General features: G+C 65.4%; 12 protein-coding genes. 7 read left to right on the plus strand and 5 right to left on the minus strand.

Features of this window, described 5'->3' with window-relative positions:
- Positions 1–9: 9 nt before the first annotated feature.
- Together D8676_RS03520 and D8676_RS03525 are read right to left on the minus strand one after the other, a co-directional pair.
- On the minus strand, positions 10–1,503 hold the full coding sequence (locus D8676_RS03520) for an NAD-dependent succinate-semialdehyde dehydrogenase (protein ID WP_121579427.1): 1,494 nt from the start codon (positions 1,501–1,503) through the stop codon (positions 10–12).
- Positions 1,504–1,622: 119 nt separating this feature from the next.
- Positions 1,623–2,126, minus strand: a complete 504-nt coding sequence (locus tag D8676_RS03525) for an Lrp/AsnC family transcriptional regulator (RefSeq protein WP_121579428.1) — start codon at positions 2,124–2,126, stop codon at positions 1,623–1,625.
- Positions 2,127–2,351: 225 nt separating this feature from the next.
- Between D8676_RS03525 and eutB the strand changes: the two genes are divergently transcribed.
- The 5 genes from eutB (at position 2,352) to D8676_RS03550 (ending at position 7,954) form a co-directional block, all read left to right on the plus strand.
- The gene (gene eutB / locus D8676_RS03530) at positions 2,352–3,353 is read left to right on the plus strand and encodes a hydroxyectoine utilization dehydratase EutB (protein ID WP_121579429.1); all 1,002 of its coding nucleotides are present in this window, start codon (positions 2,352–2,354) and stop codon (positions 3,351–3,353) included.
- Positions 3,341–4,333 (plus strand): ectoine utilization protein EutC, encoded by a 993-nt coding sequence (gene eutC, locus D8676_RS03535; protein ID WP_121579430.1) that lies wholly within the window; start codon positions 3,341–3,343, stop codon positions 4,331–4,333. The genes eutB and eutC overlap by 13 nt, the downstream gene beginning before the upstream one ends.
- 36 nt (positions 4,334–4,369) lie before the next feature.
- Positions 4,370–5,548, plus strand: a complete 1,179-nt coding sequence (gene doeA / locus D8676_RS03540; RefSeq protein ID WP_121579431.1) for an ectoine hydrolase DoeA — start codon at positions 4,370–4,372, stop codon at positions 5,546–5,548.
- An 84-nt stretch (positions 5,549–5,632) separates the two neighbouring features.
- Positions 5,633–6,628, plus strand: a complete 996-nt coding sequence (gene doeB, locus D8676_RS03545) for a N(2)-acetyl-L-2,4-diaminobutanoate deacetylase DoeB (protein WP_121579432.1) — start codon at positions 5,633–5,635, stop codon at positions 6,626–6,628.
- Positions 6,629–6,718: 90 nt separating this feature from the next.
- On the plus strand, positions 6,719–7,954 hold the full coding sequence (locus D8676_RS03550) for an MFS transporter (RefSeq protein ID WP_121579433.1): 1,236 nt from the start codon (positions 6,719–6,721) through the stop codon (positions 7,952–7,954).
- A gap of 2 nt (positions 7,955–7,956) precedes the next feature.
- Here the strand turns inward: D8676_RS03550 and D8676_RS03555 are convergent, their stop codons facing one another.
- Positions 7,957–8,946, minus strand: coding sequence for a M23 family metallopeptidase (locus D8676_RS03555; protein ID WP_121579434.1), 990 nt, complete (start codon positions 8,944–8,946; stop codon positions 7,957–7,959).
- 212 nt (positions 8,947–9,158) lie between these two features.
- Between D8676_RS03555 and D8676_RS03560 the strand changes: the two genes are divergently transcribed.
- A complete protein-coding gene (locus tag D8676_RS03560; RefSeq protein WP_121579435.1) occupies positions 9,159–9,368 on the plus strand; it encodes a hypothetical protein in 210 nt (69 codons plus the stop codon).
- A 126-nt stretch (positions 9,369–9,494) separates the two neighbouring features.
- Entirely contained in the window at positions 9,495–10,295 is an 801-nt protein-coding gene (locus tag D8676_RS03565) for an inositol monophosphatase family protein (RefSeq protein WP_121579735.1), read from the plus strand.
- On the opposite strand, the gene D8676_RS03570 is transcribed toward D8676_RS03565, so the two are convergent.
- Both D8676_RS03570 and D8676_RS03575 read right to left on the minus strand, forming a co-directional pair.
- Complete coding sequence (locus D8676_RS03570) at positions 10,282–11,358, minus strand: ABC transporter ATP-binding protein (RefSeq protein WP_121579436.1); 1,077 nt, start codon at positions 11,356–11,358, stop codon at positions 10,282–10,284. The genes D8676_RS03565 and D8676_RS03570 overlap by 14 nt on opposite strands.
- Positions 11,358–13,607 (minus strand): iron ABC transporter permease, encoded by a 2,250-nt coding sequence (locus tag D8676_RS03575; RefSeq protein ID WP_183096987.1) that lies wholly within the window; start codon positions 13,605–13,607, stop codon positions 11,358–11,360. The genes D8676_RS03570 and D8676_RS03575 overlap by 1 nt, the downstream gene beginning before the upstream one ends.
- Positions 13,608–13,623: the final 16 nt, after the last annotated feature.

A 13,623-nucleotide genomic window follows, 5' to 3' on the forward strand; every position in this document is an offset into this window, starting at 1 on the left:
CGGGCTGCCTCATGCCAGGTCGAGGCAGAGGTATTTGAGTTCGGTGAAAGCTTCAATGCCGTGGCGCGAGCCCTCGCGGCCGAGGCCGGACTGTTTGGTGCCGCCGAAGGGGATCGGCGCGCCCGTGATCTTCACCCGGTTCACGGCGACCATGCCGTAGTCGAGCGCGCGGCCGAGGCGCAGTTGTCGCGCCCCGCTTTCGGTGACGACATAGGCGACGAGCCCGTATTCGGTGGCGTTGGCGCGGGCGACGACTTCCTCCTCCGTCTCGAAGGAGGTCACGGCTGCCACCGGTCCGAACGTTTCCTCGCGCATGATCAGCGCATCGTCGGGCACGTCGGCCAGCAGCGTCGGCTCATGGAACAGCGGTCCGGCCGCATGGCGCCTGCCGCCGGCGAGGCAACGCGCGCCGCGACCGATCGCGTCGGCGACATGCTCCTCGACCTTCCGCACGGCACGCTCGTGCATCAGTGGGCCGATCTCCGCGTTGTCGGCCAGGCCGTGCGCGACGCTCAACGCCTGGACGCGCGCGGCAAAGGCTTCGCAGAAGCGGTCATATATGCCGCTCTGGACATAGATGCGGTTGGCCGCGAGGCAGTCCTGGCCCGAGGTGGCGAACTTGGCGTCCACGGCGATCGATACGGCGCGCTCGATATCGGCGTCGTCGAACACGATCAGCGGCGCATGGCCGCCGAGTTCCATCACCAGGCGCTTCATCGTCGGCGCGCATTTTTCGGCGATCAGGCGGCCGATCTCGGTGGAGCCGGTGAAGCTCATGGCGCGCACGCGCGCATCCTCACAAAGCCTGCCGACGATCGTCGCGGCATCGCCGGTCACGACATTGAACACGCCTGCCGGAAGGCCGGCGCGCTCGCCGAGTTCCGCCAAAGCCAGGGCGGAAAGCGGGGTCTCGGAGGATGGGTGCGCGACGACGGTGCAGCCGGCGGCAAGCGCTGCCGCGGCCTTTCGCGTCAGCATGGCAGACGGAAAATTCCACGGCGTCGCGATGCCGACGACGCCCAGTGCCTCGCGCCGGACGACCATCTCGGCGTTCGGCAGATGGCTGGTCACGCTTTCGGCGTTGAGCCTTTTCGCCTCTTCCGCATACCATTCGACAAAGGACGCTGCATAGTCGATCTCGCCCAGCGCCTCCTTCAGCGGCTTGCCCTGCTCGAGCGTCATCAGCAGCGCCAGATCATCCTTCGCGGCGAGAATAAGCGCGTGCCACTCCCGCAAGATGCGCGACCGTTCCTGCGGCAGGGCCGCCCGCCATGCCGTAAAGGCGCGCGCGGCCGAGTCGATCGCCATGCCTGCCTGCTCGGCATCGAGCGAGGCTACCCAGGCGACGTCTGCGCCGCTGCCGGGATCGGTGACTTCGAAGCTCTTTCCCGTAGCGCCGGCGACCCAGTGGCCGTCGATATAGGCGAGTTCGCGATGGAGCCGGCGATCGACGAGCCGGCCGAGCGCTTCATGACGCGTATGGCGGACGAAATGCGCTGACATGTTGGCTTTCCGGTTGAGGATGCCGCAACCATAGCCAGTCGATCAGGATGGAGAGGCTGTCTGACAGCCTCTGGCGAGAGAGATTGTCTATTCCCGGGGGACCGAGGCGGAGAAACGGTCTAGGGCTTCTCCTGGGCTTCGACGGCCAGCAGAGTCTCCAGGGGAAGAAGGCTATCCTCCTTCACCGTCTTGGTGACGATGTAGGTAAAGTAGCGGTCGATGCCGACCTCACGCTCCAGCAAGCCGTCGACCAGGCGCTGATAGGCATCGATGTCGCGTGTGATCACCTTGAGCAGGTAGTCTACCCCGCCGCCGACCGCCCAGCAGCCGACGATTTCCGGATAGTCGTTCATCGCCCGCTCGAAACGGTCGAAGTCGGCCTGGCGGTGGGTGCGCAGCGTCACTTCCATCAGCACCAGGGCAAACCGCGCTACCGCACGCATCGAGATTCTCGCGTGATAGCCGCTGACGATGCCGGCTTTCTCCAGCTTCCGTAGCCGCATCCAGCATGGCGTCGGCGAAAGCCCTACCTTTTCGGCGAGCTTGAGCTTGGTGATGCGTCCTTCGCGCTGGATGGCGTCGAGGATCTTCAGGTCTATCGCATCCAGTCTAACGCCTGCCATCGTGTTTCCTATTTGGCTTCGCCTCGCCGGAGACGTACACAACTAACCTAGACAATCCATGGGCGATACCGTAAGAATCCTTGCCTTGGGTCCGCTGCGGCTTGAAAGTGACCAATTGCATGCTGGTGTTGTGCACAAGTGAAGAGCGTGTAGCGCCGATCGGCACGCGAATCGGTGTCGCGGCCGCCGCGCTGCCATCCATACCTTTTGTGCAGGGCTGAGGCGATGCTCGTCACGCTCGACGACATCAGGCGCGCACGCCACCGCATCGCCGGTCGGATTCTTGAGACATCGACGGTGCTTTCGCCGACGCTGTCGCAACGCCTTGGCTCTCCGGTGCATCTCAAGCTGGAACACCGTCAGGCCACCGGCAGCTTCAAGCTGCGCGGGGCGTCGAACGCCGTTGCCTCGCTGTCGGTGGAGGAGAGGAAGCGCGGCGTGGTGGCAGCCTCGACCGGTAATCATGGTCGCGCGCTCGCCCATGCCGCCAGGCTCGAGGGGATGCGTGCCGTCATCTGCATGTCGACGCTGGTTCCCGCCAACAAGGTCGAGGAGATCGGCCGGCTAGGCGCCGAGACCCGCATCGTGGGCAGCAGCCAGGACGATGCGCAGGTCGAGGCCGAACGGCTGGCCGGGGAGGAGGGCTTGGTCATGGTGCCGCCTTTCGACCATCCCGCGGTGATCGCCGGGCAGGGGACGCTGGGATTGGAGATGATGGAAGCGGTGCCGGACGCCGCGACGGTGCTGGTCCAGCTTTCGGGAGGCGGTCTTGCCTCCGGAATAGCGGCGGTCGTGAAGGGCGTCAGTCCCGGGACGAAGGTGGTGGGCGTTTCCATGGCGAGAGGCGCTGCGATGAAGGCGAGCCTCGATGCCGGACGGCCGGTGCCGGTCGAGGAACTGCCGACGCTCGCCGATTCGCTCGGGGGTGGCATCGGCCTCGACAATCAACTGACCTTTGCCATGTGCCGCGATCTCCTGGACGATGTGCTTGTGCTGTCGGAAGACGAGATCGCAGCCGGAATCCGCTATGCCTACGAGACGGAGCGCGAGGTGGTTGAGGGCGCAGGCGCAGTCGGCATCGCCGCGATGCTGGCTGGCAAGGTGCGGGCTGCGGGACCGGTCGTGGCGCTGGTCTCGGGACGCAACATCGACATGGCTCTGCACCGGCGGATCGTATGCGGGGACGTTGGCGCCGCCGCACAAGGGAGCGGGGCATGGGCCGCATAACGATCCTTACCGAGCGCGATCTCAGGCAGATCGTGAAGCTAGATCTCGACGCGGTCGCCTGTGTCGAGCAGGCATTTCGCGCGCTGGCGACGCAGCCCGTCGCCATGCCCCCCATCATGCGGCTCGACATCCCCGAGCATCGCGGCGAAGTCGACGTGAAGACCGCCTACGTGCCGGGACTGGATGGCTTTGCGATCAAGGTCAGCCCCGGCTTCTTCGACAACCCGAAGCTCGGTCTGCCGAGCACCAACGGGCTGATGGTGTTGCTCTCGGCGAAGACCGGACTGGTCGAGGCGCTGCTGCTCGACAACGGCTACCTCACCGATGTGCGCACCGCTGCCGCAGGCGCGGTGGCGGCGAAACATCTGGCGAGGGAGGATGCGGCAGTCGCGGCAATCTACGGCGCCGGTGCGCAAGCGAAATTGCAGCTGGAAGCGCTGACGCTGGTGCGGCCCATCCGCGAGGCGCGGATCTGGGCGCGCGACCATGGCAAGGCGGAAAAAGCTGCAGCCGAACTCGGCGGCAGGCTGGGCATTTCCGTGCGCGCGGAGAAGGACGCAGCGAACGCGGCGGCTGGCGCCGACATCATCGCCACCACCACGCCGGCCAGCGAACCCTTGCTGATGCCGGGCTTCGTCTCGGCAGGGCAGCATGTCACCGCGATGGGTTCGGACGCCGAGCACAAGAACGAAGTGGCGCCGGCGATCCTCAAGATGGCGGATCTCTACGTCGCCGACAGCGCGAAACAGACGCGCAGGCTCGGCGAGTTGCACCACGCGATCGAGGCGGGGCTGTTCGGCGCGGAGACGGATGTGACCGAGCTTGGCGAAATCATTGCCGGCAGCAAGCCCGGCCGCCGCTCGCCGCAAGACGTCACCCTCGCCGACCTGACCGGCACGGGCGTGCAGGATACGGCGATCGCCACGCTGGCTCGCGACAGGGCGCGGGCGCTCGGGGCCGGAACCGTGTTCGAAAGCTGATTTCACCTCGATGGCCGTGATCGACAAGGAATTCGCATGCAGCCGAATCTGAAGTTCCAACGCGCTGAATATGCCGACCGCCTGGCCAAGACGAGGAAGGCGATGGACGCGAAGGGCGTCGACCTCCTGATCGTCAGCGATCCGTCCAACATGGCATGGCTGACCGGCTACGACGGCTGGTCTTTCTACGTGCATCAGGCGGTCATCGTGCCGCCGGTCGGCGAGCCCGTATGGTATGGCCGCGCGCAGGACGCGAACGGGGCCAGGCGAACCACCTATCTCGGTGGCGACAGCATCGTCGGCTACGCCGACAACTACGTGCAGTCCACCGAACGGCATCCGATGGACTATCTGGCCGAGGTCCTGGCCGCGCGCGGCTGGGACAGGTTCGTCGTCGGCGTCGAGATGGACAATTACTGGTTCTCCGCCGCCGCTTTCGCGTCGCTGCACAAGCACCTGCCCAACGCGCGGTTCGTCGACGCCACGGCGCTGGTCAACTGGCAGCGGGCGGTGAAGAGCCCGACCGAGATCGACTATATGCGAAAGGCCGCACGCATCGTCGAGGCCATGCACCGGCGCATCGTCGACAAGGTCGAGGTGGGCATGCGCAAATGCGATCTTGTCGCCGAGATCTACGACGCCGGCACGCGCGGCGTCGATGGCATCGGCGGCGACTATCCTGCCATCGTGCCGCTGCTGCCTTCGGGGCCGGATGCCTCAGCCCCGCATCTGACCTGGGACGATCGGCCGATGAAGGCGGGCGAAGGGACGTTCTTCGAGATTGCCGGCTGCTACAACCGCTACCACTGCCCGCTATCGAGGACGGTGTTCCTCGGCAAGCCGACCCAGGAGTTTCTCGATGCCGAGAAGGCGACCCTGGAAGGCATGGAGGCGGGGCTGGAAGCGGCGAAGCCGGGCAACCGCTGCGAAGACATCGCCAATGCCTTCTTCGCAGTCTTGAGGAAATACGGCATCGTCAAGGACAACCGCACCGGATATTCGATCGGCCTTTCCTACCCGCCGGACTGGGGCGAGCGCACGATGAGCCTGCGTCCGGGCGACCGCACCGAACTGAAGCCCGGCATGACCTTCCATTTCATGACTGGCCTGTGGCTGGAAACGATGGGGCTTGAGATCACCGAGTCCATCCTGATCACCGACAACGGCGTCGAGTGTCTGGCGAATGTGCCGCGCAAGCTGGTGGTCAAACAGTAGGGCAGGGGGAGGCAGCAGGGCAGCGGGGAGGATCGAGGTCCGAACTGCTGTCCTGCTGCCATAATGCCGCGGAGAGACGGACGAATGACAAAACCCTCAGCCATAACGCCGACCGTCGATCTTGAGGGCGGCGGCGTACAGCATGGCTTCCTCAGGGTGCCTTACAGCCGCGACGATTCCGCCTGGGGGTCGGTAATGATCCCGCTCGCGGTGATCCGGAACGGCAGCGGCCCGACTGCGCTCTTCACCGGGGGCAATCACGGCGACGAGTATGAAGGGCCGCTGGCGCTCTACGAACTGGCGCGCACGCTCGATCCCAAGGCCGTATCGGGAACCGTGATCATCGTGCCGGCGATGAACTACCCGGCGTTCCGGGCTGGGACCCGCACCTCGCCGATCGACAAGGGCAATATGAACCGCATCTTTCCGGGCCGCCCGGACGGAACCGTGACCGAGAAGATCGCAGATTTTTTTCAACGCGAGTTGCTCCCTCGCGCCGACATCGTGCTCGACTTCCATTCGGGTGGCAGGACCCTCGACTTCGTGCCTTTCGCGGCGGCGCATGTGCTGCCCGACAAGGCATTGGAGAGGAAAGCCTTCGCGGCGGTGGAGGCGTTCTCTGCTCCCTGGTCGATGAAGATGATCGAGATCGACGCAGTCGGCATGTACGACACGGCGGCCGAGGAGATGGGAAAGCTGTTTGTGACGACCGAGCTTGGCGGCGGCGGCACCTCGCGTGCGGAGACGGTGCGGATCGCAAGGCGCGGCGCCATGAATCTCCTGTGCCACGCCGGCATCGTTTCTGGCGCGATCGATAAGTCGGAAACCCGCTGGCTCGATATGCCCTCCAGCGACTGCTTCTCCTTCGCCGAGGAGGACGGCATGATCGAGACGATGGTCGATCTTGGCTCACCGGTGGAGGCGGGCCAGGTGATCGCGCGCATCCATTCGACCGGCCGCACCGGCATCGCGCCCCACGAAATACGGGCGAAGCTCACCGGCATGCTGGCGGCCCGTCATTTTCCCGGCCTGGTGAAGCCGGGAGACTGCGTGTCGGTTGTCGCGACGGTGGATGGCTAGCCATCTGGAGTCATCGATTGCCGGCGGTGGGCCGAGCATGCATGCAGCAAATGAGCCGATAGTGACGCCGCAGAAACGCGGCCGAAATCCATGACCTTGACCTTTCCGCTGACGGGACGCGGCACGCACGCCGACATAGATGGCGCCTACGCCTGGGTGCGGCTGGCGATCGGCACCCTGCTTGCCACGATCGGCGGCGTCGGCATGTGGGCGGTCATCGTCGTGCTGCCGGCCGTGCAGGCCGAATTCGGCGCCGGCCGTGCCGAGGCGTCGTTGCCCTATACGGCGACGATGATAGGCTTCGCGCTTGGCAATGTTTTCGTCGGGCGGGCGGTCGACCGCGTCGGTTACTGGCTGCCGGCGCTGATCGCCTCAGTGGTGCTGGCGGCAGGATTTGCGCTGGCCGCGACGGCGACGTCGATTGTCCAGTTCACGCTGGTGCAGGCGGTGATCGGGGTGGGGTCGTCGGTGATCTTCGGCCCCCTGATGGCCGACATATCGCACTGGTTTGCGCGCAATCGCGGCATCGCGGTGTCGATCGCCGCGGCCGGCAACTACATCGCCGGCACGCTGTGGCCGGTGGTCATGCCCTACATGATGGCACATGGGGGCTGGCGCTTCGTCTATCTTGCGAGCGGCGTGATCTGCCTGGTCACCATGGTGCCGCTGGCGCTGATGCTGAGACGACAGAGGCCGTCTGGGGAGGAGCATGTAACGAACCTGGCGCGGCCGGCCCAGTCTATCTCGCTGTCGCCGGGCGCGCTGCAGGCTCTGTTGGTGGTGGCGGGACTCGGTTGCTGCGTCGCCATGTCGATGCCGCAGGTGCACATCGTCGCCTACTGCGTCGACCTCGGCTACGGCGTGCCGCGTGGCGGCGAGATGCTGTCGATCATGCTGGCGGCGGGAGTGGTGAGCAGGCTGGCCTCCGGCTACCTCGCCGATCGCATCGGCGGCTTGAGAACGCTGCTGGTAGGCTCGACGCTGCAATGCTTGGCGCTGTTCCTCTACATCCCCTTCGACGGGCTTGCATCGCTCTATGTCGTGTCGCTGGTGTTCGGCCTGTCGCAGGGGGGCATCGTGCCCAGCTACGCGATCATCGTGCGCGAATACATGCCGGCGGCCGAGGCCGGCCAGCGCATCGGCATTGTCATCCTGGCGACGATCGCCGGCATGGCGCTGGGCGGCTGGATGTCGGGCTGGATCTACGACCTGACCGGCTCCTATGCTGCCGCGTTTCTCAACGGCATCGCCTGGAACCTGCTCAACATGGCGATCGCTTTCCTGCTGCTCTGGAAGTCGGGGATGGCGAGACCCCAGCCGGCGTAGCATCAGTTCCGAGCGGGTGCGACGACCTGCCCTTGCAGAGGCTCGCCGCGTGCGACGGGCCTTCCGTCGCCGACGTAGCCTTCGAAGAAGGCAGGCAGGCCTTCGCCCTGATGAAGTATGGGCGTTGTCTGCAGATGGAAGTGGAGATGCGGTTCGGTGGTGTTGCCGCTGTTGCCGCAACGGCCAAGCTCGGTTCCTTGTTGGATCCGCTCGCCGGGCTTTACGGCAACGCTGCCGCGCCTGAGATGCGCCAGAAAGGCGTACTCGCCGTTGCCGAGGTCGAGCACGACATGATTGCCCGCGGCGTTCTCCGCATCGGTGTGGCCGATCGCCTGATCCGGCTGGCCGTCGGCTACGGCGGCGACGATGGCCTCGGCCGGAGCGAGGATAGGCCGGTCCCAGCAAAAATAGTTCTCGAGCTTTGACGGGTCGCCGGTGTGGCTGGCGCCGTCGCGGCGGATAAGGAAGTCGTAGGCGAAGCGCTGTGCCTTGTCGGCGGCATGATAGTTCTGCTCGATCGTGCGGCCACCCCAGAACACGAACCACTCGCCCTCGAACGGCAGGCTGAGCCGCGCCTTCGTCCGGTAGTCAAGGAACCGGCTTTCGGCCGCCTGGGGCGCCTGCCGAACGAAGAAGCCGGCAATGCGGCGCTCTTCATCGAAGGTCCACTGCATGAGGACGGGCGCGCCCGACTTCGCCCAGCGCGCGGTGCGGATGTAGATGTCGTAGCCCTCATGCCTCAGCGTCTTTTCCTCGGGCGGTCCTGTTTCTGCGCCGAAACCGGTTTCGAGGTCGTCCCGGAATTTCTTCAGCGCCTCGATCGTGCCGAAGCCGGATTGCATTTCCGGCGTCATGGCGGTCCAGAGGCTTTCGAAATCGCGATTGAAGAAGGCCTGCGATCGCTGTCGGCCCTCGGCGAGCACGGAATCGTCTGCAAGAAGAGGCGAGACAGGGAGAAGAAGCATGGCGGCAAGAAGCAGCGTACGGATCATCGCGCCGTCAGTATGGCTTGCGGGAACATGTGTCGAGAACCGGTTAGATCGGCGATGGTTCCGAAGACGAAACGAAGTATCCGGCCGTCGCGACTGCGTTTCGGTCAAGAATGTGTGGAGGGCACAGTTGATATCGCCGACCGTGCTTGACCCGAGGTCAGATAGGGATAGACACGATTGGAGCTTCCCTCAAGTCAGTTGCAGTGCATGCCATGTTGATCAGAGAACCAGTCGTCGAAAAACCCAAGAATGCCATTAGGCATTCGAGCTACGAAACGGAATGCCGCGAGGCCCTGAGGCCGCATCTCGAGGCGGTCCTCGATCTGGCGGTGAAGGCCGGCTGGGACCGCAACATGGCAAGCTACAGCCTGATGTACCTCGCCGCGAAAACCACGCGTCCGGCCGAAAGAAGCGCTGCCTGATACCTTTTCCAGGACTGTTGGCTGGATGACTTGGCCGCCCTTTCCTAAGCAGGGCGACTTGCCTATGAAGGGATGCGCAGTGCGTCCGCGCTGCGGCGAAACCTCTTCGACCGGCAGTGGGACCCGATGACCAGCCACAGCGAACGCCTCACCTTCGCCCGCGAGCTAGCCGAGCGCGCGGGAAAGCTCGGCATGGAGTTCTTCCGGAAGCTCGATTCGCTGACGATCGAGAACAAGGGGCATCAGGATCTGGTCTCCGAGGCCGACCGCGAGGTCGAGCTGTTCGTGCGGCGCGAGATCGCCAAGACCTATCCTGACGACGGCGTCATCGGCGAGGAGCATGCGCCGACAAAGGGCTCGACTGGCTATGACTGGGTGATCGACCCGATCGACGGCACGGCGAATTTCGTGCGCGGCATTCCCGCCTGGTGCGTGGTGATCGCCTGCGCCAAGGATGGCGTGACCGTTACCGGCGTCATCCACGAGCCGTCGACCGGCGAGACCTTCTATGGCGAGAAGGGTGGTGGCGCGTTTCTCAACGGCCGGCCGATCAAGACGACCATGTCGAACAGCCTCGGCGACGGCTCGCTCGGCATCGGCTTCTCGAACCGCCGCGAGACGACGGCCGTACCGGCTTTGATCAAGGATCTTCTGGCGCGGGGCGGAGTCTTCTACCGCAATGCCTCCGGCGCGCTGATGCTGGCCTATGTCGCGTCGGGCCGACTGCTCGGCTACATCGAGAACCACATGAATGCCTGGGACTGCATCGCCGGCATACTGCTTGTCGAGGAGGCCGGCGGCCGCGTCATCACGCCCGATCCGGCGACAGTGCTTGAGCGGGGCACGGTCGTGGTCGTTGGCGGGGCCGAGATTTTCGACGACATATTTGCGCTCTGCGCCGAGACATTCGGGCTCACGCCGAAATAAGCACCGGCCCGCGCGCCGGAAAGCCTAAGCCGACCGGCTGGCCTGCTTCGAAAGGCGCATCCACGTCCGGCGATATGACGAATGCGTCGCCCAGCTCCGTCGACAGGATGAATTCGAGGTGACTGCCGACATAGGTCGCCTTTTCGATCGTGCCGGGCAGCGTGTCCGGCGTGTCCTTCGGATGGAGCACGATGCGGTTCGGCCGCGCGGCAAGCTTGGCCGGACCGGGGCCGAAGCCGCGCGCCGGCAGGGATAGAGTGAGGCCGCCGAGGCGGACGGACGCGATGCCGTTCTCGACGGCGCTTATCTCGCAGTGAAAGATGTTGGCCTCGCCGATGAAATCGGCGACGAAAGCGTTGGCGGGCGCATCGTAGAGTTCGCGCGGCGTGCCGTCCTGCGCGATCGTCGCATTGTTCATGACGATGATGCGGTCGGATACGGCAAGCGCCTCCTCCTGGTCGTGCGTGACATAGACGACGGTGAGGCCGAGCTTTTGCTGGATCTCGCGGATTTCCTCGCGCACATGGCGGCGCAGCTTGGCGTCGAGGTTGGACAGCGGCTCGTCGAAGAGCAGCACCTGCGGTTCCAGCACCAGCGCGCGTGCCACGGCGACGCGCTGCTGCTGACCGCCGGAGAGCTGGCTTGGCAGGCGCTCGCCGTAGCCCGACAGGCCGACGAGTTCGAGGCCGGCGCGGGCGCGCTCGGCGACCTCCTTCTTGGCGAAGCCGGAGAAGCGCAGACCGTACTGGACGTTCTCGTCGACGGTCATATGCGGGAACAGCGCATAGGACTGGAAGACCATCGAGACGTCGCGGTCGGTCGCCGGCAGCTTCGTCACGTCGACCCCGCCGATGAGGATACGCCCCTCGGTCGCCATCTCCAGCCCGGCGATCATCCTCAGCGTCGTCGTCTTGCCGCAGCCGGAGGGGCCGAGCAGCGTCACCAGCTTGCCGGCCTCGATCGCCAGCGAGATGCCGTCGACGGCGGGCGTCTTCGCCTTGCCGTATATCTTGGTGACGTCGTTGAACTCGACCGAAGCGGCGTTGCTCTTGATCTCGGCCATCAGCCGCCTCCCGTGAATGCCGGCTGAACGCGGTTCGGCAGGCTGACATTGGTGCGCGACTGCGAGAGGTCGCCCTCGTCGGCGCGCCGGCCGATGTTGCGGCTGCCGACCAGCAACTGCATGACGCCGATGACCGCGAGCATGACCAGGATGAGCACTGCCGAGTAGGCGATGGCGATGCCGTATTCATTGTTCTCGACACGGCCGACGATGTAGCTCGTCGACATGTCGTATTGCGCGCTGACCAGGAAGATGACGGCGCTGATCGCGGTCATGGCGCGCACGAAGGAATAGACAAGCGCCGCCAGGATGGCGGGCCTGAGCAGTGGCAGGACCACCTTGCGGAAGGTCTGCCAGGAATTGGCGCCAAGCGTCAGCGAGCTCTCGTCGAGGCTGCGGTCGATCTGCGACATCGAGGCGACGCCGGCGCGCACGCCGACCGGCATGTTCCGGAAGATGAAGGAGAGCACCAGGATGATGCCGGTGCCGGTGATCTCGATCGGCGGCACGTTGAAGGCGATGACGTAGGAGACGCCGATCACCGTGCCGGGAATGGCGAAGGAGAGCATGGTGCCGAACTCGAAGGCGTCCTTTCCGGCGAAGTTCTGCCGCACCAGCAGATAGGCGGTGAGCAGGCCGATCGCCGCGGTGAGCGGGGCCGAGATCAGCGCGATCTGCATCGTCGTCCAGAACGAGCTCCACGCGGCCCCCCGCCAATGCAGGCCGAACTCCGTCCAGCCGATGGCGAAGCTCTTCACGTAGTGGTCGAAGGTGAGCGAGAAATCGACGCCCCACAGCTTGACGAAGCTGCCGTAGAAGATGGTCACGTAGATGAACAGCGTGAACAGCGTCCAGAAGCCGGCGATCCCGTAGACGGTCCAGCGCAGGCCGCCGGGAAGCTGCGGATGCACGCCGGAGTCTCCTTTGCCTGAGACGGTCGTGTAGGACTTGCGGCCGAGCCAGAAGCGTTGCGCGTAGAAGGCGCCGAGCGTGAAGAAGAGCAGCACGATGGCAAGGATCGCCGCCTGCGCCTGGTCGTATTGCGCGCCGACGATGGCGAAGAAGATCTCGGTCGACAGCACGTCGAAATTACCGCCGAGCACCAGCGGATTGCCGAAATCGGCCATCGATTCGATGAAGCCGAGCAGGAAGGCGTTGGCCAGCCCCGGGCGCATCAGCGGCAGCGACACGGTGACGAAGGTCTGCCAGCGGTTGGCGCGCAACGTCTGCGCGGCTTCCTCCATTGACGGGCTGACGCCCTCGACGACGCCGATCATGACGAGGAAGGCGATCGGCGTGAAGGCGAGCACCTGGGCGATCAGCAGGCCCGGCAGGCCGTACACCCAGCGGGTCGGCTGCACGTCGAAGATTTCGGCGAAGCCCTGGGTGACGACGCCGGAGAGGCCGAAGAGCAGGATGATGGCGAGCCCGATGACGAAGGGTGGCGTGATGATGGGCAGCACGGTGAGCGCACGCAGCAGCGTGCCGTGCCGGAAGCCGGTGCGCGTCACCATCAGTGCGAAGACGAGGCCGAGCGCGGTGGTCACGACGCCAACCAGTATGGCGAGGAACAGCGAGTTCCACGCGACGCCGCAGCGCGGTCCCCCGGACAGGCAGCCGAGGCCCCAGAGCCGATCGCTGAACATCTTCTGCAGGAAGACGGCGAGCGAGTAGTCGCCATCCTGCGTGACCAGCGCGCTGGCGAACATCTGGAGGATTGGCATGAAGATGAACAGCGCCACCGCCGCGATGACGAAGCCGATCGAGCCGACGACGAATTCGTCGCCGCCGACCGCGCCGCGCGCGGCAAGGCCGAGCGTGAACAGGAACAGGAAGGCGCTGCCGACGAGCACCGCGCCCCAGCCCATGCCGAACTGCCTGATGTCGAGTTCGCCGAAGAGCGCGGTCAGCCACTGCCACTGGAAGCCGCGCAGGCCGATGCCGAAGCCCTGCAGCATGAACCAGGTGAAGCCGGTCGCGCCGACGAGGATCAGCAAAGCGCCGAAGAGCGGCTCCTGCTTCCTGCGCTTCCACAGGAGCAAGGGCGCGAGCAGGAGAAGGCCCATCGGCGCCAGCCAGAGCTTCTCGCCTTGCAGCACCAGGAAGAGGGCCGGCGCGACGTCGCCGGACAGCGGCCAGCCGTCGAGCAGCCAGGAGAAGGTGAAGAAGTTGTCGCGTAGCCCGTACCAGGGGAGCAGGCAGTAGCCAGCCAGACCGACCGCCGTCCAAAGGGCGACGGTCGGATGCAGGGGCGGAACGCTGCGT

It is taken from the genome of Mesorhizobium sp. YM1C-6-2, from assembly GCF_003666685.1.
Lineage (GTDB): Bacteria > Pseudomonadota > Alphaproteobacteria > Rhizobiales > Rhizobiaceae > Mesorhizobium_K.

Coding starts and splice junctions, on each gene's coding strand:
- D8676_RS03520 (WP_121579427.1), bottom strand. CDS start 1,503: ATGTCAGCGCATTTCGTCCGCCATACGCGTCATGAAGCGCTCGGCCGG.
- D8676_RS03525 (WP_121579428.1), bottom strand. CDS start 2,126: ATGGCAGGCGTTAGACTGGATGCGATAGACCTGAAGATCCTCGACGCC.
- eutB (WP_121579429.1), top strand. CDS start 2,352: ATGCTCGTCACGCTCGACGACATCAGGCGCGCACGCCACCGCATCGCC.
- eutC (WP_121579430.1), top strand. CDS start 3,341: ATGGGCCGCATAACGATCCTTACCGAGCGCGATCTCAGGCAGATCGTG.
- doeA (WP_121579431.1), top strand. CDS start 4,370: ATGCAGCCGAATCTGAAGTTCCAACGCGCTGAATATGCCGACCGCCTG.
- doeB (WP_121579432.1), top strand. CDS start 5,633: ATGACAAAACCCTCAGCCATAACGCCGACCGTCGATCTTGAGGGCGGC.
- D8676_RS03550 (WP_121579433.1), top strand. CDS start 6,719: ATGACCTTGACCTTTCCGCTGACGGGACGCGGCACGCACGCCGACATA.
- D8676_RS03555 (WP_121579434.1), bottom strand. CDS start 8,946: ATGATCCGTACGCTGCTTCTTGCCGCCATGCTTCTTCTCCCTGTCTCG.
- D8676_RS03560 (WP_121579435.1), top strand. CDS start 9,159: ATGTTGATCAGAGAACCAGTCGTCGAAAAACCCAAGAATGCCATTAGG.
- D8676_RS03565 (WP_121579735.1), top strand. CDS start 9,495: ATGACCAGCCACAGCGAACGCCTCACCTTCGCCCGCGAGCTAGCCGAG.
- D8676_RS03570 (WP_121579436.1), bottom strand. CDS start 11,358: ATGGCCGAGATCAAGAGCAACGCCGCTTCGGTCGAGTTCAACGACGTC.